Below are 24,461 nucleotides of genomic sequence, written 5' to 3' on the forward strand. Positions count from 1 at the left end.
CGGATCTTTTACAATGTGGCGGCCTCCATATGGCGCCGCGAATGATGATGTTCGAGCACCGTGGAACGGGTGGAGGCGACGCGATGCGATGAACGTCGCCTCGCGCACGTGACAGCGGGGAGAATCAGTCGGTGTTCAAACGTGTCGCCATCGTCAACCGCGGAGAGGCCGCGATGCGGCTCATCCACGCGGTCAGGGACCTCTCGGCGGAGACCGGGGCGCGGATCGAGACGGTCGCCCTCTACACCGACGCCGATCGTGACGCCACCTTCGTCCGGGAGGCCGATCTCGCGCATCTGCTCGGGCCCGCCTCGGCCCGGCCGTACCTCGACCACGCCGTCCTGGAGCGGGCGCTCGTCGAGACCGGGGCCGACGCCGCCTGGGTCGGCTGGGGCTTCGTGGCCGAGGACCCGGCCTTCGCCGAGTTGTGCGAGAAGATCGGGGTGACCTTCATCGGGCCCGGCGCCGAGGCGATGCGCCGGCTCGGTGACAAGATCGGCGCGAAGCTGCTCGCCGAGGAGGCCGGCGTCCCGGTCGCGCCGTGGAGCCGCGGCGAGGTGGCCACCCTGGAGCAGGCGCTGCGCGCCGGCCAGGAGATCGGCTACCCGCTGATGCTCAAGGCGAGCGCCGGCGGCGGCGGCCGGGGCATCCGCGTGATCACCTCCGAGGAGGAGCTGGCCGACGCCTACGAGCGCACCCGCCAGGAGGCGCTGCGCGCGTTCGGCTCCGGCGTGGTGTTCCTGGAGCGGCTGGTCACGGGGGCCCGGCACGTCGAGGTCCAGGTCGTCGCCGACGGCCAGGGCACCGCGTGGGCGCTCGGCGTACGCGACTGCTCGGTCCAGCGGCGCAACCAGAAGGTCATCGAGGAGTCGTCCTCCCCGGTCCTGACCGAGGAGCAGGCCGCCGAGCTCAAGGCGTCGGCCGAGCGGCTGGCCAAAGCGGTCGGCTACCGCGGCGCCTGCACCGTGGAGTTCCTCTACCACCCCGGCGAGGAGCTGTTCGCCTTCCTGGAGGTCAACACCCGGCTGCAGGTCGAGCACCCCATCACCGAGGTCACCACCGGCACCGACCTGGTCCGGCTGCAGCTCCACGTGGCCGCGGGCGGCAGGCTGGAGGGGCCGCCGCCGGTCGAGACCGGCCACGCCGTCGAGGCCCGGCTCAACGCCGAGGACCCCGACCGCGACTTCGCGCCGTCCCCCGGACGCGTCGCGCGCCTGGTGCTGCCCGCCGGGCCCGGCATCCGCGTCGACACCGGCGTCAGGGAGGGCGACGTCATCCCGGCCGCGTTCGACTCGATGATCGCGAAGATCATCGCGTACGGCCGCGACCGCGAGCAGGCGCTGGGCCGGCTGCGCCGGGCGATGACCGACATCACCGTGATCATCGAGGGCGGCGCCACCAACAAGAGCTTCATCCTCGACCTGCTCGACCAGCCCGAGGTCGTCACCGCCCGGGCCGACACCGGCTGGATCGACCGCGTACGCGCCGAAGGCCGCCTGGTCAGCCACCGCCACTCCGCCGTCGCCCTCGTCGCCGCCGCCATCAGGGCCTACCGCGACGAGGAGGAGCTCAGCCTCCGCCGGCTCCTGTCCACCGCCTACGGCGGCCGTCCTCAGGTGCGGCACGACCCGGGCCGCCCGCTGGACCTCAAGCTCCGCGGCGTCGGCTACCGCGTGAGCGTGGCCAGGGTCGGTCCCGAGCGGTTCCGGGTGGGCGTCTCCGGCGGCGGCGACGCGCACCACGCGGACGTCGAGGTCGACCGGTTCGACGCGCACAGCGGCCAGATCGTGGTCAACGGCCGCCGTTTCCGCCTGGTGGCGGCCGCCCACGGCCCGACCCACCTGGTCGAGGTCGACGGCGTCACCCACCGGATCAGCCGCGACGAGGGCGGCGTGGTCCGCTCCCCCGCCCCCGCGCTGGTCGTGGCGGCGCCGGTGGCGGTGGGCGACGAGATCGAGGCGGGCGCGCCCATCCTGGTCCTGGAGAGCATGAAGATGGAGACGGTGCTGCGCGCGCCGTTCCGCGCCCGGGTGCGCGAGTGCCCGGTCCCGGTGGGGAGCCAGGTCGAGACCGGCGCGGCCCTGATGCGCCTGGAGCCGCTCACCGACGACAGCCCGCAGGAGGAGTCCGGCGTCGCCGAGATCGACCTGCCGGCCGAGCCGGCGGACGCCCCCGCGGCCGAGCGGGCCGAGCGCGGCCTGCGGCACCTGCGCGGGCTGCTGCTGGGCTTCGACGCCGATCCGCAGGGCCACCAGCGGGTGCTGTCGGACTACGTGTCCGCCCGCGACGAGCTGGGCGGCCAGGTGCTCGAAGGCGAGCTCGACCTGCTCACCGTCTTCGCCGACCTGTGCGAGCTGAGCCGCAACAAGCCGAGCGGCGACCTCGGCGCCGGGTCCGACAGCGCGGTGCACAGCCCGCGCGAGTTCTTCCACAGCTACCTGCAGAGCCTCGACGTCGAACGCGCCGGCCTCACCGAGGGCTTCCAGGCCAAGCTCGCCAAGGTCCTCGCCCACTACGGCGTCACGAGTCTCGACCGGACGCCGGAGCTGGAGTCCGCGGTGTTCCGGATCTTCCTGGCGCAGCAGCGGATGAGCGCGGGCGTCGCGATCGTGTCGGAGCTGCTGCGCCGGTGGCTGGCCGGCCCGCCGCCGCTGGAGTCGCTGAGCGAGCCCGCGGGGCTCACCCTTGAGCACCTGGTCGAGGCCACCCAGGTACGTTTCCCCACGCTGACCGACCTGGCCCGCGGCGTGGTGTTCCGCTGGTTCGCCCAGCCGCTGCTGCGGCGCAACCGCGCCGAGGTGTACGCGGCGGTCCGCGGCCACCTGCGCCACCTCGACCGCGACCCGCACGCGCCCGACCGCGCCGAGCGGATCCAGGCGATGGTGGCCAGCGCCGAGCCGCTGGTCCGGCTGCTCGGCCAGCGGATCGGCCGGCCGGGGCGCGACCACGCGCCGCTGCTGGAGGTGCTGACCCGGCGCTACTACGGCAACCGCGGGCTGTCGGAGGTCGTCGCGCGCGACATCGACGGCTGCCGGTTCGTCACGGCGACCCGCGCGGGCTCGGACGGCGCGATCCGCGTGGTCGCCACCGCCGCCGACATCACCGCCCTGCCGGACGCGCTCAGGGCCGCCGCCACGCTCACCGCCGAGGCCGACGGGCCCGAGATGGCCGTGGACGTCTACGTCACCTGGGAGGACCAGCCCGACGACGACGCCCTGGCCGTACGGCTGGACGGGCTCGTCGCCGAGCACGCGCGGCCCGCGGGCGTCCAGCGGATCACCGTCATCGTGGCCGGCACCGGCGGCGCCGTGATGCACCACCACTTCACCTTCCGGCCCGACGGGACGGGTTTCGCCGAGGACCGGCTGATCCGCGGCATCCATCCGCAGATCGCGCAGCGCCTCCAGCTCCAACGATGGCGCGAGTTCGACCTCACCCGGCTGCCGTCGGTCGACGAGGAGATCTACCTGTTCAAGGCCGTCGCGAAGAGCAACCCCACCGACGAGCGGCTGCTCGCGATGGGCCAGGTCCGCGACCTGACGCCGCTGCGCGAGGCCGACGGCAGGCTGGTCGCGCTGCCGGCCGTCGAGGACGCGCTCACCGCGGGCCTCGACGCGATCCGCAACTTCCAGGCGCAGCGCCCGCAGAACAAGCGCCTCGACACCAACCGCATCATGATGTACGTCTGGCCGGCCACCGAGATCTCGCACGACGAGCTCAACGCGCTGGTCCAGCGCATCCTGCCGACCACGGTGGGCGCGGGGCTGGAGGAGGTCCTGTTCGTGGCCCGCCAGCGCAACGCCGCGGGCGAGCTGAGCGAGGTCGCCGTGCGCATCACGCTCGACGCCGGCCGCGGCGCGACCCTGCACGTGGAGAAGCCCTCGACGGAGCCGGTGCTGCCACTCGACGACTACCGCCAGAAGGTGCTGCGGGCCGCCCGGCGCGGCAACGTCTACCCGTACGAGCTGAGCGCCATGCTCGGCCGCTTCGTCGAGCACGACCTCGACGAGCACGGCGCGCTCGTGCCGGTGGAGCGGCCGAAGGGCCGCAACACCGCGGCGATCGTGGCGGGCGTCGTCTCGACGCCGACCGAGCGGCACCCGGAGGGCGTCACCCGCGTGGTCCTGCTCGGCGACCCGACCAAGGCGCTGGGCGCGCTGTCGGAGCCGGAGTGCTCACGGGTGATCGCCGCGCTCGACCTCGCCGAGCGGATGCGCGTCCCGCTGGAGTGGTACGCGCTGTCGGCGGGCGCGCGGATCTCGATGACCTCGGGCACCGAGAACATGGACTGGGTCGCGGCGGCGCTCAAGCGCATCGTCACGTTCACGCAGGCGGGCGGCGAGATCAACGTCGTGGTCGCCGGGATCAACGTCGGCGCCCAGCCCTACTGGAACGCCGAGGCGACGATGCTCATGCACACCAAGGGCGTCCTGGTGATGACCCCGGACTCGGCGATGGTGCTCACCGGCAAGCAGTCGCTGGACTTCTCCGGCGGGGTGTCGGCCGAGGACAACTTCGGCATCGGCGGCTACGACCGCGTCATGGGCCCGAACGGCCAGGCGCAATACTGGGCCCCCGACCTGCGCGCCGCCCACGACGTGCTGATGGCGCACTACGACCACACCTACGTCGCGCCCGGCGAGACCGGGCCGCGGCGGGCCGTCACCAGCGACCCCGCCGACCGGGACATCTCGCCCTTCCCGCACGCGGTCGCGGGCAGCGACTTCGCCACGGTGGGCGAGATCTTCTCGGCCGAGCACAACCCGGACCGCAAGAAGCCGTTCGACATCCGTACGGTGATGCGCGCGCTGGCCGACCAGGACCATCCGGTGCTGGAGCGCTGGGCGGGCATGGCCGACGCGGAGACGGCCGCGGTCCAGGACGCGCACATCGGCGGCCGGCCGGTCTGCCTGATCGGCATCGAGTCCCGCGCGGTGCCGAGGCGGGGCTTCCCGCCCACCGACGGCCCCGACACCTACACCGCGGGCACGCTCTTCCCGCGCTCGTCGAAGAAGACCGCCCGCGCGATCAACGCGGCGTCCGGCAACCGGCCCCTGGTGGTGCTGGCCAACCTGTCCGGCTTCGACGGCTCGCCGGAGTCGATGCGCAAGCTCCAGCTCGAGTACGGCGCGGAGATCGGCCGGGCGATCGTCAACTTCGAGGGCCCGATCGTGTTCTGCGTGATCTCGCGCTACCACGGCGGGGCGTTCGTGGTGTTCTCCAAGGCGCTCAACCCGAACATGACCGTGCTCGCGCTGGAAGGCTCGTTCGCCTCGGTGCTGGGCGGGGCGCCGGCGGCCGCCGTGGTGTTCGCCGGCGAGGTGAACCACCGCACGGCGACCGACGCGCGCGTCACCGAGCTGCAGGGGCGCCTCTCGGGGCTCACCGGGGCCGAGCGGGCGGTGCTGAACGCCCAGCTCGTGGAGGTGCAGGCGGCCGTGCGGGCGGAGAAGCTGGGCGAGATCGCCGCGGAGTTCGACCGGGTGCACAGCATCCAGCGGGCCGTGGAGGTCGGCTCGGTGGACGCGATCGTCAGCGTCGCGGAGCTGCGTCCCCGGATCATCGAGGCCATCGAGCGCGGGCTGGCCGGCCCGGCGGCCTCCCGCTCCTGAGGGCGAGGTCGGCGAAGGGCAGCGGGCAGTCGGGGCAGGTGCAGTGCGTCAGGCTGTCGCAGCCGGCGCTCACCACCTGGCCCAGCGCCGTCCTGATCGTGGTCAGGTCGGCGATCTTCGCGTCCACTTCGGCGATCTTGGCCTGGGCGCGGGCCCGCAGGTCAGGGGTGGGATGGCCGCGCCGCCCGGTGTCGAGCAGCTCGGCCACCTCGTCCAGGGTGAAGCCGAGCCGCTGGGCCGCCTTGATCACGGTCAGCAGGGTGACCGTGTCCGGCGGGTAGGCGCGGTGCCCGCCGGGGCTGCGGGCCGGTTCGGCGATCAGCCCCCGGCGTTCGTAGTAACGCAGGGTCTGCGGGTTGACCCCGGCCCGCTCGGCGACCTGCCCGCTGCGCAGGTACGGGCCGTCGGGGTCCTGCCTCACGCCGATCTCCCCGCGCGTTCGGCCAGCGCGTCCAGCACCTCGACGTGCTCCGGCGGCACCGCCACCTCCAGCGCGAGACCGCCGTCGGCGACGGTGAGGACGAAGGTGAAGAAGGAGCAGCAGCCGCTCTCCCGCGCCGCCAGCTCGGCGGCCCTGGCGGCGTTGTCCGGGCCAGGGGCGAGCTCCAGCCGCAGCCGCTCCCGCCCGGGCCGCCGCACCGCCCGGACGGTCTCGGCGAACAGCGCATCGAACTCGGCCACCCGCAGTGGCCGCTCGACCGTGGGCAGCGTGCACGCGGAGGGAGCCCATACCTCATCAGGGGCGAGGTTTTCCGTCATGTTCCGACGTTAAGCCCGTACCTGGGTACCGAATGCAAGAGGAGGTCACGGATCCGCGGCACCGCCGGGTGTCCTGCGGGGGCGACGGTCAGGAAGCGGGCGAGCGTGCGGCGGCCCCGCTCCGGCTCGGTGGCCAGCTGCGCCGTGCCGAGGACGAGCAGCAGGTCGGCGTCCCGTGACCGGCGGTCGGCCACCTTCCTCAGCAGGGACACGGCCTCGGCGGCCCGTCCCGTCTCGATGAGCTGCAGTCCGAGCAGGGAGAGCGCGGCGCGGTCGTCGGGACGCCGGCGCAGGGCCTCCCGGTAGGCACGGACCGCGCCCTCGTGGTCGCCGGCGGACGCGAGCAGCCGTCCCCTGGCCACCGGGTCGTCGGGCTGGTCCGCCGTCACCGGTCGCGCGGGTTCGTGACTCACCCGGATCACGACGGCCCCCGCGACGACGGCCAGGACGCCGAGCGCGACCACGGGCACGGTCTTGGCGGCCACGGGCGCGTACGCTGCCGAGGAGCCGCGAGGCGGCGGGCGCCGTCGGCGCGCGGCCAGGGGCATCAGTGCCAGGACGGCCGCCGCGGGAAGCGCCCAGAGCGCCAGCGGCAGCCCCGTCATCGGCGGGGAGAGCAGGATCCAGTCCCCGTAACGCTGCCGGAAATGCCGGAGGATGTCGTCGTCGCCGACGCCGGCGCGCAGCAGGCGCTCGATCTCGGCCCGGACCGACAGGGCCATCGCCGAGGACGACTCCGCCGCCGACACGCCCGAGCAGTCCGGGCAGCGCACCATCGCGGCGAGGTCGTGCGTCCGCTCGGCCAGGCCGGGCTCCCTCTGGGCGGAGTTCCAGAGCGCCAGGGCGGCGAGCACGGTCAGGATCAGTGCGGCGAGCCTGGCCATCATGGGTCCAGCAGCGGCGGCACGTGCGCCTCGATCCAGCCGGGGGTGAGCGTGCCGATCAGGCGGTCGACGACGAAGCCGTCCCGGTCGAGCAGGAACGTCTCCGGCACGCCCCGCGCCCCGAGTTCGAGAGCGAGCCGCCCGTCGGGGTCGGACAGGTGCGGGAAGGACGTCGCGCCCGTCTCCGTCAGGAACGCGCGGGCCGCGCCGGCCGCGTCGCGCAGGTCCACCCCGAGCACACGGACGCCGCGCAGGTCGCGTGCGGCGGCGACGAGCAGCGGGAACTCCTCGCGGCACGGGTCGCACCAGGAGGCCCACACGGTGACGAGGACCGGGCTGCCGCGCAGGCCGGCGAGCGTGAACGGCCGCCCGTCGAGCGTGTGACCGGACAGGTCGGGCCTGCGCCGCTCGGGCGCGATCCACGTCCCTTCCCGGTCGTCGCCGAGGGCGTGGACGAGCACGGCCACCAGCATCGGCAAGGCCACAACGACGGCGACGACGGCCGGCAGCCGCCTCATGCCACCGTCACCTCCTCGCGTCGGGCCGCCCCGGAGGTGCGGGTTCGCCCGCGGCCCATGGGGAGCGCGGCGAGGAGGCCGCCCAGGGCGATCAGGCCGCCGCTTCCCCAGAGCATCCCCATGAGGGGGTTCACCGCCACCCGCAGCATCACCTCGGTCCCCTCCTGGTCGATCTCCGTCACGGACACGTACAGATCGCCCGCGAGCCCGCCGCGGATGGCCGGCCGGGCGACCGGCGAGCCGCCGCGGGCGGGGAAGAACACGAGCGAGGGCCGCAGCACCCCGGCGAGCCGTCCCTCGCGGGTGACGGTGACGCGGGCGGTCGCCGTCATGGCGTCACCGGTCCGCTGCCGTTCGACGCCGTCGAGCCGCACGCTGTAGCCGCCAGCCAGGAGGGAGCCGCCCTGCTGGAGCCGGCCCTGGCTCTCCTCGGCGTAGGCGGTGGAGGCGGCGACGGCGACGGCGGCCAGGGCGACCCCCGCGTGCGCGAGCAGCGCGCCCGCGCGTCTGCGGTCGAGCCGCTCGCGGGCCGGGCCGAGCAGGCGTCCCGCGAGCGCCGCCAGCGCGAACGCCGCCGCCCCGAAGGCGACCAGGGCCATGACGGGGTGGCGGCCGGTGAACCCGAGGCAGGCGACGGTGGCGGCCCCCGCCGCGACGGGCACGGCCAGGCCGCGGCCCGCGCGGCGCACGCCCGCTCCCATGAGGACGACCAGCGCCAGCAGGCCCGGCACCACGGTGCGGTCGTAGTACGGCGGCCCGACCGACACCTGCTCGCCGTGCAGGAACTCGGCGACGGCGGGGAACAGGGTGCCGAGCAGCACGGTGCCGGCCAGCACGGTCAGGAGCGCGCAGCCGAGCAGGAGCGCCGGGTCCGGCCGGGCCGCCGGCCGCGGCTGCCGCGCCCGCCGGGCGAGCAGGCCGCCCGCGCCGACCAGCGCGACCGTCAGCAGCCCGAGCAGCGCCGGCCCCGCCTCCGAGCGGGTGAAGGAGTGCACGCTCGCCACCGCCCCGCTCCGGGTCAGGAACGTGCCGAGCAGCACCAGCAGGAACGCCCCCACGGCCAGCGGCGTCGTCCAGTTGACCAGCGAGCGCGTCCTGACGGCGTGCAGCAGCGCCGTGGCGAGCAGCCAGGGCATCAGGGAGGCGTTCTCGACGGGGTCCCACTCCCAGTAGCCGCCCCACCCGAGCACCCCGTACGACCACCACGCGCCGAGCACGATCCCGGCGGTCAGCGGGATCCACGCGGCCAGCGTCCAGGCCCTGACGCGGGCCGGAGCCGTGCCGCCGGTGACGAGGCAGGCGACACCGTACCCGAAGGGCGCCACCAGGGCGGCGAAGCCCAGGTAGAGCAGCGGCGGATGCACCCCCATCAGCGGGTTGCCGCGCAGCAGCGGGTCGGGGCCCGGCCCGTTCGCCGGGACGGGGTCGGCCGGCACGAAGGGGTCGGCGGCGAGCGCGGTGAGCGCGAAGAACGCGGCGCAGACCAGCATGACGACGGTCATCGCCACCGGCTGGAGCGGATCGCGGGCCCGCGCGGCGACGGCGGCGACGCCGGTGAGGATCAGCAGCCACAGGACCAGCGATCCTTCCAGCGCCGACCACAGGCTGGTGACCGTGAAGAAGAGCGGCACCTCACGTCCGCCGTGCCGGGCCACGAACCCCACGCCGAAGTCGTGGGTGACGAGCGCGGTCTCCAGCAGCAGGAAGGCGAGGAGCGCGGCGCCGAGCGCCGCCCTCGTGCCGCCGACCGCCAGGGCGCGGCTACGGGCGCGCGGCCAGGTGAGCGCGGCGGCCAACGACGCGGCCAGCCCGCACCACAGCGCGGCGGCGCCCAGGACGTTGATCACGGTCGCGCGGCCCGGCGGTCGGACACGGCTACCTCCCGAAGAACGACGGATCCGGAGGGAGGCACGGCCAGCATCGCGCCGACCGCCGCGCTGGACAAGTTTCCCCAGGTCGCTGGCGTGGCGAGCGGGCCGGGTCGAGGCTCCGGGTTAGCCTGCGCGGACAGGGGGACGGGAGGCTCCGAGCGTGGCGGCAACGAAGATCGGGCGCACGGCCGCGGCCTGCGCGCCGCTCCTCGCCGCGTCCTGCTCCGCCGGCGCCCCGTCGGCGCTGTCGCCGGGCGGTCCCGGCGCGGCGCGGGTGGCCGGTCTGTGGTGGCTGCTGTTCGGCATCGCCGTGGTGGTGTGCGTCGTGGTCACGGTCCTGGTGCTGTGGGCGGTCGCGCGGCGCCGCGACGCGACCGCGGGCACCGCGTCGGGACGCCGGTTCGTCGTGGTGTGGGGGCTCGCCGTCCCCGCCGTCATCCTCACCTTCACGTACCTGACCGGCCTGGACGCGATGCGGGCGTTCGAGGACCCGCGTGACCCGAAGGCGCTGACCGTCGAGGTGACCGGGCACCAGTGGTGGTGGGAGGTCCGCTACCCCGCCTCGCACTTCACCACGGCCAACGAGATCCACGTGCCGGTCGGGCGCACCGTCCACGTACGGCTGCGCACCGCCGACGTCAACCACAGCTTCTGGGTGCCGCAGCTCACGGTGAAGACCGACCTGGTCGCCGGACGGGTGAACGACATGTGGTTCACGGCGAACCGGCCGGGCCTGTTCCGGGGTCAGTGCGCCGAGTACTGCGGCACCCAGCACGGCCGGATGGCCCTGCACATCGTGGCCGAGCCGGACGCCGCCTTCACCGCGTGGCTGGCCCGGCAGTCGCGGCCGGCGACCGCGGCGGGCGAGGGGCGGCAGGTGTTCGAGGCGGCGTCCTGCGCCTCCTGCCACACGGTCGCCGGGACGTCGGCGGCGGGCAAGCAGGGGCCGGACCTGACGCACGTCGGCGGACGCCGCTTCCTCGGCGCGGGCACCCTGCACAACACGCCGGCCGACCTGGCCGCCTGGATCGCGAACGCGCAGGCGTACAAGCCGGGCAACCGTATGCCGCCGCAGCCGCTCGCGCCGGAGCAGTTGCGGGTCATCACCGCCTATCTGGACAGTCTGGAGTAGCACGTGGAGACCGTCACCGGGGCGCGGGCGAGCGCCGCCGAGCGCGTCGCGCGCCGCTGGCAGGAGCCGCCCGGCCTGCGCGGCTTCCTGACCACGGTGGACCACAAGCGCGTGGGCCGCCGCTACCTGGTGACCGCCGGCGTGTACTTCACGCTGGCCGGGCTGGAGGCCGTGGTGATGCGCACCCAGCTCATCGCCCCGGACGCCGGCGTGGTCGCGCCGCAGACCTACAACCAGCTCTTCAGCCTGCACGGCACCGCGATGATCTTCCTGTTCGCGACGCCGATGCTGTTCGGGTTCGGCAACTTCCTGTTCCCGCTCATGCTGGGCACCAGGGACATGGCCTTCCCGCGGCTGAACGCCTTCGGCTACTGGGTGTTCGCGCTGGCGGGGGTGCTGTTGTTCGGCAGCCTGCCGTTCGGCGCCGCGCCGGACGGCGGGTGGTTCGCGTACGTGCCGCTCACCGGCCCCCGTTTCGCCCCCGGCCCCAATCTGGACGTCTACACGCTGGGGCTGCTGTTCCTGGGCGTGTCCACGACGGCGGGCGCGATCAACTTCATCTCCACGGCGCTGAAGCTGCGCGCGCCCGGCATGACGCTGAACCGGGTGCCGGTGTTCGTGTGGGCGCTGGTGGTCACCTCGTTCATGGTGGTGTTCGCGCTGCCGCCGCTGAACACCGCCAACTTCCTGCTCTTCCTGGACCGCCGGTTCGGGACGCACTTCTTCAACCCGGCGGCGGGCGGGGACGCGGTGCTGTGGCAGCACCTGTTCTGGCTGTTCGGCCATCCCGACGTGTACATCATCGTGCTGCCCGCGCTCGGCATCGTCTCCTCGATCGTGCCGGTCTTCGCCCGCCGCCCGATCGCCGCCTACAGCCTCATCGTGCTGGCCACGGTGGCGACCGGGGTGATCAGCTTCGGGGTGTGGGTGCACCACATGTTCGCGGTGGGCCTGCCGCAGCTGTCGCTGACGTTCTTCTCCGCCGCCAGCATCGTGGTGTCGATCCCCGCCGGGATCCAGGTCTTCTCCTGGCTGGCCACCATGCTCATGGGCCGGGTCGTGCTGAAGACGCCGATGTTGTGGGCGGCCGGGTTCATCGTGGTGTTCACGATGGGCGGCGTGACCGGGGTGATGTTCGCCGTCGTCCCCTTCGACCAGCAGGTCACCGACTCCTACTTCGTGGTCGCGCACTTCCACTACGTGCTGTTCGGCGGCGCGGTGTTCCCCATCATCGGCGGGCTGTTCCACTGGTGGCCGAAGCTGACCGGCACGATGACGAGCGAGCGGGCCGGGCGCTGGGCGTTCTGGCTCACCTTCGCCGGGTTCAACCTGACGTTCCTGCCCATGCACGTCTCCGGGCTGCTGGGGATGCCGCGCCGCGTCTACACCTTCCCGTCGGGCATCGGCTGGGAACCGTGGGCCATGGCCGCGACCATCGGGGCCTACCTGCTGACCGCCGGGCTGCTGGTCGTGCTCGGCACGCTCTGGTACGCGCACCGGCGCGGCCCGGTCGCGCCCGCCGACCCTTGGGGCGGCGAGACGCTGGAGTGGGCGGCGGCGTCCCCGCCGAAGCCGTACAACTTCGCGGTCATCCCCACCGTCCACAGCCTGCACCCGATGTGGGACGAGCGCTCGCGCGCCTCGCTCGCCGAGGGCGCGACGTCCGAGGCGCGGGTGCTGGCCGACGGGCACCTGGTGCTGCGCACCTCGGAGCTGGACGGCGAGCCGGAGGGGCCGCTGGAGATGCCGGAGCACTCGTGGCTGCCGCTCGCCGGCGCGGGCTCGCTGTTCCTGGCCGTCGCCGCCCTGCTGTTCGACCGGCCCGGCTTCGCCGTCGCCTTCGGCGTCGCGACCGCACTGGTCCTCATCCGCTGGCTCTGGCCGAGGGAGGCCGCGCGGGCATGACCACGATCGACGAGATCACCGAGCCCGAGGCGCTGAGCAGCGCGCCCAAGGGCCGCACCCCGTCCTGGTGGGGGATGGTGCTGTTCGTGGCCACCGAGGCGACGTTGTTCGCCTGCCTGCTGGCCTCGTACTTCTACCTGCGGTTCCTGACCTCCGCGGAGTGGCCGCCGCCGGGCATCAAGAAGCCCGAGCTGGCCAAGCCGCTGGCGATGACCGGGCTGCTGCTGACGAGCAGCGTCTGGATGGTCTGGGCCGACTGGGCGATCAGGCACGACCGGCGGTGGCTGCTCAGGGGCATGCTGGCGCTCACGATGCTGTTCGGCGCGGCTTTCCTGGGCGTCCAGATCAGCGAGTACGCCACCAAGCTGTCGGAGTTCACCTGGACCACGAACACCTACGGCTCGCTGTTCTACGTCATCACCGGCTTCCACGGCACGCACGTCTTCACCGGCCTGCTCATGGTGGGTTTCACGCTGGTGGCGGCGCTGGCCGGCAAGTTCGGCCGCACCCATCACGAGCGGGTGCGGATCGTGTCGTTCTACTGGCATTTCGTGGACGGGGTATGGCTGGCCATCCTGTTCTCCCTCTACCTGAGCCCGCGCCTGTGACCACGCGGCCGAGCACCCGGCGGGCGGCGCGGTGGCTGCTGGCCTTCGCCGTCGTGGGCGGCGTGCTGGCCTGGGCGCTGCACCTGCTGGTGGCCTGGGCCGTGGTGGAGGTGGCCTGCTCCATCGGCCACCGCGACGTGGCCGGCATCCCCGTGCGCCTCTTCGCGCTGCTGGCCACCGTCCTGCCCGGCGTCGTCGCGGTCGCGGCGCTGGCCGTCGCGTGGCGGCTGCGCCTGCGTCACCTGACCGAGCCGGAGGGGCGGCGGGAACGGCGGGCGAGGTTCCTGGCCGAGCTGGGGCTCGGGCTCGACGCTCTGTCCTGCCTGATGATCGTGTTCGGCGCGGTCGCGGTGGCGGTGCTGGCCGCATGCGGGTGACGGCCCTGCACCCAATGGCCCTGCACCATGTGGCCCTGCACCATCACGCGGGCGGGCCGGACCTGGCCGGGGTGGCGCCGGTGGTCTGCTGGCTGGTCCTGGCCGTCGCCGGCTACCTGCTCGGGCTGCGGCGGCTCGGCGGCCCCGGCCGCTCGCCGCGTACGGGCGCGCGCCGGCTGGGCCGGGTCAGGGTGTGGGCCTTCGCGGGCGGGCTCGGGTCGGTCGCGGCGGCCCTGCTGCCGCCCCTCGACGCGGTCGCCGACGAGCGGTTCTCCACCCACATGCTGCAGCACATGATCCTCATCTCGGCGGCCGGTCCGCTGCTGGCCGCCGGCTCGCCCGGCCTGCCGCTCACCCTGGCACTGCCCCGGCGGGCGCGGCGGGTGCTCGCCCTGGCCAGGCACGTCCTGCGCCGGGTGCCGAGACGGCCGGTCGCGGCCTGGGCGGCGCACGTGGGCGTGCTCTGGTTCTGGCACCTGCCGGGCCCGTACGAGCTGGCGCTGCGCGACCCGGTGGCGCACCTGGTGGAGCACGCCTGCTTCCTGGGGACCTCTTACCTGCTGTGGACGCACGTGCTGTCGTCCTCCCGGTCACGGCTGAACCCGCCCGTCGCCATCCTCTACCTGTTCGCCACGGCGCTGCCGAGCGCGGCGCTCGGCGCGGTCCTGACCCTGGCCGGGGCGCCGCTGTTCCCCGGTCAGGCGGCGGCCGCGCTGGCGTCGGGCGCCGACCCGCTGACCGATCAGCAACTGGCCGGGCTGATCATGTGGATACCGGCTGACCTGGTATATCTCGGCGCGATCTTTGCCGTCTTCCTCGCGTGGATGGACGGGCCCCGGGAAATGAGCGCTCCGAGGCCGTCCGTCGCCTCGTCCGCGTCCGGAGGTGAGCGATGATCGAGCACGTGCTCGCCGGGCCGCCGTCCCCGTCCCCGTCCCCGTCCCCGGAGGAGCGCGGCAGGGACCTCTTCGGCGCGCACTGCGCGACCTGCCACGGCCAGGGGGGCGAGGGCAGCCACCGCGGGCCGTCGCTCAAGGGCGTGGGCGCGGCGAACGCCGACTACCAGCTCTCGACGGGACGCATGCCGATCCCGCGGCCCGACGTGCGCCCCGAACGCCACCCGCCCGCGTTCACCGAGGCCGACATCGCCGCGCTCACCTCCTACATCGCCGCGCTCGGCCCGGGGCCGGCCATCCCCCAGGTCGCGCCAGGGAACGTGCGGCTGGGCCGCGAGCTCTACATGGCCACCTGCGCCTCCTGCCACTCCGGCGCGCAGTCGGGCGGCACGCTGGCCCACGGGCTGGCCGCTCCCCCGCTGCTCCACTCCACGCCCACGCAGATCGCCGAGGCCGTGCGGATCGGCCCGGGCGCGATGCCCGCCTTCCCGCCCTCGGTGCTCAGCGACGCCGAGGTGAACTCCATCGCCTCCTACCTGACCACCACCCGCCCCCAGCTCGACCACGGCGGCAACCCGCTGGGCGGCATCGGCCCGGTCGCCGAGGGCGCGGTCGCCCTGCTGGCCGGGCTCGGCCTGCTCCTGCTGTTCATCCGCCTGATCGGGAAGAGGGCGCCATGAGCGATCGGGGACGGCGGGCCGAGCGCGGCATCGCCGTGGGCTTCGCGGTGACCGTGCTCGGCGCGGCGCTGGCCGCGTTCGGCTACGTGAGCGGCCACGACCGGCTGCTGCTCGGGCTCGGCTTCGGCCTGGCCTTCGCCGGGCTGGCCGCCGGGTTCACGCTGTGGGCGGCCCGGCTGCTGCCGCAGGGCCCGTACGTCGAGGAGCGCGAGCCGATGCGCTCCCCGCCGGAGGAGCGCGAGGCGCTGGAGTCGGAGTTCGGGCGGCCCGCCGGCCGGCTGCCGCGCCGCATGCTGACGGCGGCGCTCGGCACGCTCGGCCTGGCCGGGCTGTTCCCGCTGCGGTCGCTGCTGGTGCACGGCCCCTCCCCCGCGGTCGCGCTGGCCACCACCGCCTGGCGGGACGGCGTACGCCTGGTGGACCAGGACGGCTACCTCATCCGTCCCGAGCGGGTCGTCCGGGGCACGATGCTGACGGTCTTCCCCGAAGGCCACCGCGACACCGGCGACAGCATGGCGCTGCTGCTGCACGTGGACCCGGCCCGCCTGGACCTGCCGCGGGGCCGCGAGAGCTGGACGGTCGGCGGCATCATCGCCTACTCCAAGCTGTGCACCCACGCCGGCTGCCCCGTCGGCCAGTACATGCGGCCCGAGGAGCGGTTGGTCTGCCCGTGCCACCAGTCGGTGTTCGACGTGCTGCGCGGCGCGGAGCCGGTGTTCGGCCCGGCCGCCCGCTCGCTGCCGCAACTGCCGCTCAGGCTCGGGCCCGACGGGGTGCTGGTGGCCGCCGGCGACTTCCACGAGCCGGTCGGCGCGGGCTACTGGAGGCCGATGTGATCCTCCGGCGCCTGGGGCGGACCGGGTGGCGCTGGGTGGACGGGCGGCTGCGGGCCGCCGAGATCACCCGGACCACGCTGGCCAAGGTCTTCCCCGACCACTGGACGTTCATGCTGGGCGAGATCGCCCTCTACAGCTTCATCACGCTGGTCGCGACCGGGGTGTTCCTCACCTTCTTCTTCGTGCCGAGCAGCGCCGAGACGGTCTACGGGGGCTCGTACGCGCCGCTGCACGGCTCGTACGTGTCGGCCGCCTACGCCTCGGCGGTCGAGCTCAGCTTCGACGTGCGCGGCGGGCTGCTGTTCCGTCAGGTCCACCACTGGTCGGCGCTGATCTTCCTGGGGGCGATCGCGGCGCACGCCTGCCGGATCTTCTTCACCGGCGCGTTCCGCAAGCCGCGTGAGATCAACTGGCTGGTCGGCGTCACCCTGCTGCTCACGTCGCTGGCCAATGGCTTCGTCGGCTACTCCCTGCTGGACGACCTGCTGTCCGGCACCGGGCTGCGCATCGGCTACTCGATCGCGCTGTCGGTGCCGGTGGTGGGGTCGTGGGCGGCGTTCCTGCTGTTCGGCGGCGAGTTCCCCGGCAACCTGATCATCTCCCGCCTGTACGGCCTGCACGTGCTGCTGCTGCCCGCGCTCATCGCCACGCTGATCGCCGTCCACATGGCGATCCTGATCCGCCAGAAGCACACGCACTTCCCGGGCCCGGGGCGGCGCGACAGCAACGTCGTCGGCTCGAAGATGTGGCCCACGTACGCCTTCCGCTCCCTGGCCCTGCTGTCCGGCGTGCTGGCGGTCACCTTCGGCCTGGGCGCGCTGGCGCAGATCAACCCGGTGTGGATATGGGGGCCGTTCAAGCCGGCCAACGCGACCACGCCGGGCCAGCCCGACTTCTACATGGGCTGGGTGGAGGGCATGATCCGGCTGTTCCCCGCGGCCGAGTTCCGGGTGTTCGGCTACCTGGTGCCGTCCCCGTTCCTGCCCGCGGTGGCGCTGCCGCTGCTGATGGTCCTCGTCATGTACGCCTGGCCGTGGCTGGACCGCCTGGTCACCGGCGACCGGGGCCGGCATCACGTGGACGCCCGCGTCAGGGACCGTCCCGGGCGGACGGCGGTGGGCGTGTGGGCGGTGGCGCAGACGGGGCTGCTGCTGTTCGCCGCCTCCGACGACCTGATCGCGCGCTGGCTGAAGGCTCCTGTGGAGGACGTCATCGCGGTGCTGCGGATCGTCGTGCTCGCCGGGCCGCCGGTCATCGCGGCGGTGGCGTACGTGCTGGCGCGGGCCCTGCGGGCGTATCCGGAGAGCCGGCTCACGACGCTGGAGCCCCGGCAGGTTGGCGCGGCGCTGGGCCTGTCCCGCGCCCGGCCACCGCGCCGCCGGGTGCGGGAGAGCGTGGTCGGCGGCCGGCCGGACGTGCCGTCGGAGGACGCGCCGCAGGTCGTGGACGCGGGAGGCCGGCATGCGGGTTGAGGTGTGGCGGCAGCCGAACGGCTACTGGCGCTGGGCCTACCGCGAGGGGGAGACGTGCCTGCTCAGCAACGCCGAGTACACGAGCGAGCAGGCCGCCAGGCACAGCGCCGACACGGCCTACCCGCCTCCTCCCCCCGGTCGCGGCGAGCCGCCCTCACGCACCGGGCGCCTGCTGAGCGGGCTGCTGAGGCGTTTCCTCCTCGCCGTGATCGCCTGGCGGCTGCTGCGGCGGGTGCGCCTCCGCCGTGGCCCCGGACGGGGTGGGTAGATTGACACGGTCACGCAGAGTGATAACGGGAGGAGGCGGCATGCGACCGTCCCTGACAGGCTCGCTGGTCTCGGCGGGAGCCGTGGCGGCCCTGGTCACGGGCCTGGCGGTGGCGCCGCCCGACGCCGTGCAGGGCGAGCTCCAGCGCCTCATGTACGTGCACGTGCCCGCCGCCTGGACGGCCTACCTGTGCTTCACGGCGGTCTTCGCCGCCGGGCTGCTGCGGCTGCGGCACCCCAGGCCGGAGCTGGACCGGATCGGCAGGGCCGCGGGCGAGGTCGGCGCCGGCCTCACCGCCCTCGCCATCGTGCTCGGCATGGTGTGGGGGCGGCCGGTCTGGGGAGTGTGGTGGACCTGGGACCCGCGGCTGACCACGACGGTGCTGATGCTCGCCGCTTACGTCGCCTACCTGCTGGCAGGGCGGCTGGCGGGCGGACGGGCGGCGGCGATCGCCGGCTGCGCCGGGTTCCTGACCGTGCCGCTCGCGCACGGCTCGGTCCTGTGGTGGCGGGCCCTGCACCAGCCGCCGACGGTGCTCAGCCCGGAAGGGCGGCTCCCGATCGCCGCGCCCATGCTGGCCGCGCTGCTCGTGGCGACGGCGGCGTTCACCGCGCTGGCGGCCTGGGTGGTCGCGCGCCGGGTCCGCTCGCTCGCCGCCGCTCCCCCGCCGCCGCTCCCCGCTCCGCACCTGCCGGCGGGAGCCGCGCGGTGAGCGGCTGGCTCTGGGTCGCCGTCGGCTACCTGCTCACCGTGGCCACCTGGGCGGGATACGTCGTGTGGTCCGGCCGCACCCCGTCATGAGGCTGCTGATCGCCGCCGTGGCGGTGGTGGCCGGGGGCGTGCTCGTCTTCCAGGCGCTGGACAACGGGGTCGTCTACTACCGCACGCCCCAGGAGATCGCCCAGGAGCCGCCGGAGCCGGACGACCGGGTACGGGTCGGCGGGCTGGTCGTCGCCGGCAGCGTGCACACCATGCCCCAGGGCGTCTCCTTCACGCTCACCGACGGCGTACGGAACCTGCCGGTGCGGCACACCGGCGAGGTCTCCCCGGTCTTCGCGGGCGGCCAGGGCGCGGTCGTCGAAGGCCGCATGGACGGCGGGGTGCTCCTGTCGGACCGGCTGATGGTCAAGCACTCCAATGAGTACCGGCCGCCGGTCGCGAGCACCCGTGTCGGCCTCACCGAGTGGGCCGTGAGCGTCGGCGACCCCGTGCTGCGGCCAGGACCGGTGACGCTGGAGGTGACCAACGCGGGGGCCACGGCGCACGACCTCATCGTGACCGGCATCGGCGTGTCGGCGCACACGCCGGTGCTGGCGCCGGGGCAGGCGGCGACGCTGCGGTTCGACGCCCCGTCCGGCGCGCTGCTGACCCTCGTGTGCGGCGTCACCGGCCACGAGCCGCTGGGCATGACCGGCACGCTCCGCGTCGCCGACCTCTAGGTCCGGGTGTGACGCCGGCGGCCGGGCTCGTGCGGGTCCCCGGCCGGGCCCTTGGCGAACCTGGTCAGCAGGTTGAGCGTGGCGCGCCGGGTGAAGGCGGAGGCCGCCCGCGTCACACCGTGCCCGCACGCCGCGCCCTTCATCCCGCACACCCAGCGCATCGTGCCGGAGGCGAACACGCCGGCGCCGCTGGGGGCGACGTAGTAGGTGCTGTTGCTCACGGTGGCCCGGCCGCCGCAGTCGACCGGCGACTCGGCCAGCACCTCGACGTCCGGCGAGCCGGCCGACACCTTGTCGGTCTCCACGCCCGCCATGCCGGGGAAGACCCTGCCCCGGGTCCCCTCGAAGATCCAGTGGCCCGGCCTGGTCACCCGGTAGGCCGCCTCGGCGGGGAAGCAGTCGTACATCTGCCCGACCAGCTCGCTCTCCGGCTTCGACTGCCGCCAGAGCGGGCACTGGGTCTCCTTGTCGCACCTGACCGTCCTGCCGGACAGCGCGATCCGCCAGTAGACGGCGTTGGCCCCGAGGAAGGCCAGGTTCGTGCCCTCGTCGCGGGCCTGGGTGACGACCTCCCGCATGGTCGGCGACCAGTACTCGTCGTGCCCCAGCGACACCACGGCGCGGGCGCCGCGCAGCGCGCCCGGCCGCAGGTCGAGGCTGGTCAGATAGGCGAGCGGCAGGCCGCTCTGCTCGGCCAGCCGGATGGCGTTCCACTCGAAGTCGAGGAAGAGCCGGGCGCCCGAGCCGTCGTAGGGGCGGTCGAAGGTGACCGCGCGTGAGCGGTCGGCGAAGCCGCCTGGCCCCTTGTAGAGGCTGCGGCCACCCCACAGGTTGTACGCCTGCCAGGTGGTGACCGCGTTGACGAGCACCACGCGACCCTCGGCCGAGGCCGAGCGCACGGTGATCGGGACGTACCGCTGGCCGCCGGTGGAGGCGTCCAGCCGTACCAGGTATGCGCCCTCGGCCCAGCCGGTGGTGTCGACGGTGAGCGAGGGCTTCCAGTGGGCGGCGGTCACCGTGCGCGCGACGGTGCGCGCCGGCGGCTGCCGTCTCCCGCCGGTCGGCGCGGAGCGCCAGACCCGCACCGGCCGGGCGCCCATCCGGAACGCCGACGCGATGAAGCGCGGCGCCGTGGTGGAGACGTGCAGCCGGAACCGCTCCCCCGGCAGCACGCTGACGCGGTCGGCGTAGCCCTCGATCTCGTGCTCGCCGCCGCGTTTCTTGATGCGCCAGGGCACGGGCCCGGCGGGCGGCGCCTGCGCGGGGGCGGGCGCAGGCGCGGCGCGTTCGGGAGCGGCGGGCCCGGGGGCCACGGGAGCGGGAGCGGAGCAGCCGGCGGCGGCGGCGAGCAGGATCAGGACGGCGAGGACGTGACGCATGATCACATGCTCACGCCCGGTCGCCTCCGGACGCCGCCCCCTTGGCCGAGTGCTTACTTGTTCCGGTGCTCGCCGGGACCCGAACTCCCAGGTCAGGCCGTTTCGCCGGCCGCCGCCAGGTATCCCGCCAGCATCGCCAAGGCCACGTCGCGTACCGCGTCGTCGCCCGGCAGGAAGTCCGAGCCGTGCAGGCGGGCGCCGCCGCCGTCGTCCACGCCGACGAACATCATCAGCCCCGGCAGCACGGCCGACAGGTACGAGAAGTCGTCGGCCCCGAACGACCACATGGGCCGGGCGGGTTCGAGCCCGAGCGCGGTCAGGTTCGCGCCGGCCAGGGCGGCGAGTGCCGGATCGTTGTGCAGGATGGGTTCGCCGTGGGTGATGGAGACCGTGGCCTCGCAGCCGTGGGCGCGGGCGACGAGCTCGGCCACCTCGCGCAGGCGGGCGTGGACACGCTCACGCACCGGGTCGCTCAGCGATCTGAGCGTGCCGCTGGCGGAGGCGGAGTCGGGGACGACGTTGGGCGCGCTCCCGGCGGCGAGGGTGGAGACGCCGAGCACGGCCGAGCTGGTCGGATCGACGTCACGGCTCACCACCCGCTGGAGGCCGACGATGACGTGGGCGAGGGCGAGCACGGGGTCGCTGGTGAGGTGCGGGTAGGCGGCGTGGCCGCCGCGGCCCCGTACGACGACGGTGAACTCGTCGGCGGCGGCGTTCACCGTGCCGGGGGTGGCGGCGACCGTGCCCGCCGGGAGAGTGGGCTGGACGTGCGCGCCGATCACGGCGGTGAGCTCCTGCGCGGCCAGCAGCGGCGAGCCGGCGATGTCGCGCGCCCCCGAGGGATAGGTCTCCTCGCGGGGTTGCAGCACCGCCACCAGCGGCACCGCGTCGCCGGTCGCGGCGACCGCGCGGGCGAGCGCGACCAGCGCGGCGAGGTGCACGTCGTGCCCGCACGCGTGCATGCGGCCCGGGGTGCGGGAGGCCCAGGCGACGCCGGTCCGCTCGGTCACGGCGAGCGCGTCGAGCTCGGCGCGGACGCCGATGGCGGGGCCCGGCCCGCCGACGCGTACGAGCGCGCCGGTCCCTGCCAGCAGGTGCGCCTCGTCGCCGGGCAGCTCGGCGAGCACGAGGTCGCGGGTGGGGCCCTCCTCGCCGGACAGGTCGGGGCCGGCGTGCAGTCTGCGGCGCAGCTCCCCGGCCGCGGGCAGCTCCTTCTCCAGTGCGGGCAGCAGGCGGGCCGCCAGGCGCGTGCTCACGGGGCGTCCTCCAGGCGGTACACGCGCAGCGCGTTGTCCACCCCGATCATGCGGGCGACCCGTACGGCGTCGCGCTCGCTCCACTCGCCGGCGTCGACCCAGTGCCGCAGGGCGCGGCCGAGGCCGCGGCGGAACAGGTGGGCGCCGAGGAAGTGCAGCTCGGCGGGGCCCCAGGCGTCGGACGAGAACAAAATCTTGGCGAACGGGGCGAGCTCCAGCGACTCGGCGATCAGCTCGGCCGAGCGGCTGCCGGTGTAGTTGACGCCGAGCCCGACGTCGAAGTAGACGTGCGGGAACACCTGCGCGAGGTAGCCGGCGTTGCGGTGGTACGGGTAGCAGTGCAGCAGCAGCACGTCCGTGCCGGTCGGCTCGACCAGCTTGAGCCACCGGGTGAGCAGCAGCGGGTCGCACAGGTGCAGCTCGACGTCGGGGTCGCCGTACCCGGCGTGCAGTTGCAGCGGCAGGCCGCGCTCGGCCGCCGCCCACAGGCCGAGGCGCAGCAGGACGGGGTCGCTCACCCGCCACTCCCCGGTCCGCTCGGCGTCGGCGAGCCATCGGCCCGCCGCCGCGACGGCCTCGCGCTCGCCTGGCGGCGCGGGGTCGAAGGCGAAGCCGTGCCGGTAGGCGACGATGCTCTTGAGCCCGGCGGCGTGCTCCGTACGGCGGCGCAGCTCCTCGCGGAAGCGGCCGGGCAGGTCGGCGGCGGCGACGCCGGACGCCGCGACGTCCTCCATCACCCGTTCGACCCGGACCACCTCGTGGGCGGGCCGGCCGGACACGGCCGTCATCCCGGCGGGGCTGAGCACGTCGTCGCCCCGGTAGCCGGTCTCGACCACGTAGCGGCCGACGCCGCTCGCGGTGAGCAGCAGCCGGTTGACCTCGGCCGCGCCGAGCTCGGCGCGGCGGGCCAGGTAGTCCTCGGGTGAGGCGTGCGCGGGCAGCCCGAGCACGGGCGCGCACCAGCGGCGGATGGCGAACCCGATCTGGGAGTCGAACTGGGTCATGAACGCGGGGATCGGGCGGTCCGACTCGGTCACCAGGGTCTCGAACACGTCCCTGCCGAGATCGTCGGCGGAGGCTCCGTGTACGTGGTGGTCGACGAGGGGGAGCGCGGCGAGTTCCGTCTCCAGCGCGGCGTCCGGGGTCTCAGTAGACATCGGCGACCTTCCTGCAGAGCTCGTGGGAGGGCAGGCCCGCGACGTGGTCCAGCTCGGTCCGCTTCACGGTGAGGAACGTGTGCAGCAGCTCGGGCGGGAACCAGCCGCGCGCCACGTCGTCGGCTTCGAGCGCGGCGAGCGCCTCCGGCAGCGACGCGGGCAGCGGGGGCTCGCCGGCCAGGTCGGCTTCGCTGCTGGACTCGAGCCAGACCCGGGCGGGCTCGCCGGCGGCCAGGCCGGCCAGCCCCGCGCGGACGAGGACGCCGAGGACCAGCCACGGGTTGGCGGTGGCGTCCGCGGCCCGGTACTCCAGGTGGAGCTGGGCGGCGGGGTCGGCGTCGCCGATCGCCAGGGTGGGCGCGATGCGCAGCAGCGCCTCGCGGTTGCGCTCGGCGAGGAACACCCCGCCGGAGCTCCACCGGTGCGGGGTGAGCCGGATGGAGGAGGAGGGGCTGGGCGCGGTGACGGCCACGACGGCGCCGGCGTGCTCCAGGACGCCGGCGGCGAACGCGGCGGCGACGGCCGACAGCCTGCCGGGGGCGTCGGCGTCGTACATGACGGGGCCGCCGCCGCCCGCCCGCCGCAGCGAGAAGTGCACATGGACGCCGTTGCCGACGGAGTCCGGGTCGGCGATCGGCGCGAACGTGGCCCGGTGGCCGCGCCTGCGGGCGAGGTCGCGGACGATCTCGCGGAGGAGCACGGCGCGGTCGGCGGCGGCGAGGCCGGGGGCGGGGCGGAGGGTGATCTCGAACTGGCCGGGGCCGTACTCGGGCAGCCAGGTCTCCGGCTCCAGCCCGGCGTCCTCCAGCAGCGTGACCAGGTCGGTGCCGAAGGGCTCGGCGCCGCGGGCGCGCTGGAACGAGAACGGCGGGGCGTCGCCCTGCTGGCCGCCTTCGAGCATGAACTCGTGCTCGAAGGAGGCGTGGATCTCCAGTCCGGCGCGTTCGCGCAGGTCGTCGAGTGCGGCGCGGAGGAAGCCGCGCGGGCAGCCGGGCCAGGGGGAGCCGTCGAGGCCGGTCTGGTCGGCGAGGTAGAGCCGGGTGCCGGGCGTCCCCTCCTCGGCCGGCAGGACGATCGCGGTGGCCGGGTCGGGCATCAGCCGCAGGTCGCCGACCGAGCCGAACACGTTGCCGGCCGCGAGGTCGCCGAAGCAGTTCAGCGCCAGGTTGGCCGGCACCCAGCCGACTCCGCCGCGGAGCGTCTGTTCCAGCCTCGACACGGGCGCGGCCCGGCCGCGGACCTGCGCCGCGAGGTCGCAGGTCGCCACGAAGACGGTCCCGGTGGTCATCGCACTCTCCTCCCAGTCCGGTCGGCACGCCCGCGACCGGCTGCCCAAATGAAACATTTGATGCAAATCTCTGGTCAAGAGGGCGAGATGAAATTTATCATGCACGTTACTCAGCACGGCCGGA

At 74.4% G+C, this 24,461-nt stretch carries 21 protein-coding genes; 12 read left to right on the forward strand and 9 right to left on the reverse strand.

Translation table 11 applies throughout. From position 1 onward, the window contains the following. Nucleotides 1–131: 131 nt before the first annotated feature. Nucleotides 132–5,612, forward strand: coding sequence for an ATP-binding protein (locus tag BMW85_RS04970; protein WP_091077491.1), 5,481 nt, complete (start codon nucleotides 132–134; stop codon nucleotides 5,610–5,612). Here the strand turns inward: BMW85_RS04970 and BMW85_RS04975 are convergent. The 5 genes from BMW85_RS04975 to BMW85_RS04995 are packed head-to-tail and all read right to left on the reverse strand — an operon-like array spanning nucleotide 5,560 to nucleotide 9,620. Then, on the reverse strand, nucleotides 5,560–6,033 hold the full coding sequence (locus BMW85_RS04975) for a MerR family transcriptional regulator (RefSeq protein ID WP_091077493.1): 474 nt from the start codon (nucleotides 6,031–6,033) through the stop codon (nucleotides 5,560–5,562). The two genes, BMW85_RS04970 and BMW85_RS04975, sit on opposite strands and share 53 nt — an antisense overlap. Further along, nucleotides 6,030–6,371: a hypothetical protein gene (locus tag BMW85_RS04980; protein ID WP_091077495.1), complete on the reverse strand. Its 342-nt coding sequence runs from the start codon at nucleotides 6,369–6,371 to the stop codon at nucleotides 6,030–6,032. The genes BMW85_RS04975 and BMW85_RS04980 overlap by 4 nt, the downstream gene beginning before the upstream one ends. Continuing rightward, nucleotides 6,368–7,258 (reverse strand): cytochrome c-type biogenesis protein CcmH, encoded by an 891-nt coding sequence (locus tag BMW85_RS04985; protein WP_091077497.1) that lies wholly within the window; start codon nucleotides 7,256–7,258, stop codon nucleotides 6,368–6,370. The genes BMW85_RS04980 and BMW85_RS04985 overlap by 4 nt, the downstream gene beginning before the upstream one ends. After that, on the reverse strand, nucleotides 7,255–7,773 hold the full coding sequence (locus tag BMW85_RS04990; RefSeq protein ID WP_091077499.1) for a TlpA family protein disulfide reductase: 519 nt from the start codon (nucleotides 7,771–7,773) through the stop codon (nucleotides 7,255–7,257). Before BMW85_RS04990 ends, BMW85_RS04985 begins: the two co-directional genes overlap by 4 nt. Then, nucleotides 7,770–9,620: a cytochrome c biogenesis protein CcsA gene (locus BMW85_RS04995; RefSeq protein ID WP_091077502.1), complete on the reverse strand. Its 1,851-nt coding sequence runs from the start codon at nucleotides 9,618–9,620 to the stop codon at nucleotides 7,770–7,772. Before BMW85_RS04995 ends, BMW85_RS04990 begins: the two co-directional genes overlap by 4 nt. Nucleotides 9,621–9,804: 184 nt before the next feature. Here BMW85_RS04995 and coxB point away from each other — a divergent pair, with 184 nt between their 5' ends. The 11 genes from coxB to BMW85_RS05050 all read left to right on the forward strand — a co-directional run bounded on the left by coxB (nucleotide 9,805) and on the right by BMW85_RS05050 (nucleotide 19,257). Beyond that, nucleotides 9,805–10,776 (forward strand): cytochrome c oxidase subunit II, encoded by a 972-nt coding sequence (gene coxB / locus BMW85_RS05000; protein WP_091077505.1) that lies wholly within the window; start codon nucleotides 9,805–9,807, stop codon nucleotides 10,774–10,776. A gap of 3 nt (nucleotides 10,777–10,779) precedes the next feature. Beyond that, on the forward strand, nucleotides 10,780–12,681 hold the full coding sequence (ctaD, locus tag BMW85_RS05005) for a cytochrome c oxidase subunit I (RefSeq protein ID WP_091077507.1): 1,902 nt from the start codon (nucleotides 10,780–10,782) through the stop codon (nucleotides 12,679–12,681). Continuing rightward, complete coding sequence (locus BMW85_RS05010) at nucleotides 12,678–13,289, forward strand: cytochrome c oxidase subunit 3 (protein ID WP_091077511.1); 612 nt, start codon at nucleotides 12,678–12,680, stop codon at nucleotides 13,287–13,289. The genes ctaD and BMW85_RS05010 overlap by 4 nt, the downstream gene beginning before the upstream one ends. Continuing rightward, entirely contained in the window at nucleotides 13,286–13,666 is a 381-nt protein-coding gene (locus tag BMW85_RS05015; RefSeq protein WP_091077513.1) for a hypothetical protein, read from the forward strand. The genes BMW85_RS05010 and BMW85_RS05015 overlap by 4 nt, the downstream gene beginning before the upstream one ends. A 14-nt stretch (nucleotides 13,667–13,680) precedes the next feature. Next, nucleotides 13,681–14,562 (forward strand): cytochrome c oxidase assembly protein, encoded by an 882-nt coding sequence (locus BMW85_RS05020; protein ID WP_177240494.1) that lies wholly within the window; start codon nucleotides 13,681–13,683, stop codon nucleotides 14,560–14,562. After that, on the forward strand, nucleotides 14,559–15,242 hold the full coding sequence (gene qcrC / locus BMW85_RS05025; RefSeq protein ID WP_091077518.1) for a cytochrome bc1 complex diheme cytochrome c subunit: 684 nt from the start codon (nucleotides 14,559–14,561) through the stop codon (nucleotides 15,240–15,242). Before BMW85_RS05020 ends, qcrC begins: the two co-directional genes overlap by 4 nt. After that, nucleotides 15,239–16,078 carry a Rieske 2Fe-2S domain-containing protein gene (locus BMW85_RS05030; protein WP_091077520.1) on the forward strand — a complete coding sequence of 280 codons (840 nt, stop codon included), beginning with the start codon at nucleotides 15,239–15,241 and terminating at the stop codon, nucleotides 16,076–16,078. The genes qcrC and BMW85_RS05030 overlap by 4 nt, the downstream gene beginning before the upstream one ends. After that, nucleotides 16,075–17,550 carry a cytochrome bc1 complex cytochrome b subunit gene (gene qcrB / locus BMW85_RS05035; RefSeq protein ID WP_218155668.1) on the forward strand — a complete coding sequence of 492 codons (1,476 nt, stop codon included), beginning with the start codon at nucleotides 16,075–16,077 and terminating at the stop codon, nucleotides 17,548–17,550. The genes BMW85_RS05030 and qcrB overlap by 4 nt, the downstream gene beginning before the upstream one ends. Further along, nucleotides 17,540–17,818: a hypothetical protein gene (locus BMW85_RS05040; RefSeq protein ID WP_091077522.1), complete on the forward strand. Its 279-nt coding sequence runs from the start codon at nucleotides 17,540–17,542 to the stop codon at nucleotides 17,816–17,818. The genes qcrB and BMW85_RS05040 overlap by 11 nt, the downstream gene beginning before the upstream one ends. 40 nt (nucleotides 17,819–17,858) lie before the next feature. After that, nucleotides 17,859–18,530, forward strand: coding sequence for a cytochrome c biogenesis protein CcsA (ccsA, locus tag BMW85_RS05045; RefSeq protein WP_091077524.1), 672 nt, complete (start codon nucleotides 17,859–17,861; stop codon nucleotides 18,528–18,530). 85 nt (nucleotides 18,531–18,615) lie between these two features. Continuing rightward, nucleotides 18,616–19,257, forward strand: a complete 642-nt coding sequence (locus BMW85_RS05050; RefSeq protein ID WP_091077526.1) for a cytochrome c maturation protein CcmE domain-containing protein — start codon at nucleotides 18,616–18,618, stop codon at nucleotides 19,255–19,257. Here the strand turns inward: BMW85_RS05050 and BMW85_RS05055 are convergent. The 4 genes from BMW85_RS05055 to BMW85_RS05070 form a co-directional block, all read right to left on the reverse strand. Continuing rightward, nucleotides 19,254–20,636 carry a N,N-dimethylformamidase beta subunit family domain-containing protein gene (locus BMW85_RS05055; RefSeq protein WP_091078867.1) on the reverse strand — a complete coding sequence of 461 codons (1,383 nt, stop codon included), beginning with the start codon at nucleotides 20,634–20,636 and terminating at the stop codon, nucleotides 19,254–19,256. The two genes, BMW85_RS05050 and BMW85_RS05055, sit on opposite strands and share 4 nt — an antisense overlap. Nucleotides 20,637–20,728: 92 nt before the next feature. Next, complete coding sequence (locus tag BMW85_RS05060) at nucleotides 20,729–21,892, reverse strand: M20 metallopeptidase family protein (RefSeq protein WP_091077529.1); 1,164 nt, start codon at nucleotides 21,890–21,892, stop codon at nucleotides 20,729–20,731. Then, the gene (locus tag BMW85_RS05065; RefSeq protein ID WP_091077530.1) at nucleotides 21,889–23,049 is read right to left on the reverse strand and encodes an amidohydrolase family protein; all 1,161 of its coding nucleotides are present in this window, start codon (nucleotides 23,047–23,049) and stop codon (nucleotides 21,889–21,891) included. The genes BMW85_RS05060 and BMW85_RS05065 overlap by 4 nt, the downstream gene beginning before the upstream one ends. Beyond that, on the reverse strand, nucleotides 23,039–24,337 hold the full coding sequence (locus BMW85_RS05070; RefSeq protein ID WP_091077533.1) for a glutamine synthetase family protein: 1,299 nt from the start codon (nucleotides 24,335–24,337) through the stop codon (nucleotides 23,039–23,041). Before BMW85_RS05070 ends, BMW85_RS05065 begins: the two co-directional genes overlap by 11 nt. Nucleotides 24,338–24,461 lie beyond the last annotated feature (124 nt).

The sequence above is a fragment of the Nonomuraea wenchangensis genome (assembly GCF_900111685.1).
GTDB lineage: Bacteria > Actinomycetota > Actinomycetes > Streptosporangiales > Streptosporangiaceae > Nonomuraea > Nonomuraea wenchangensis.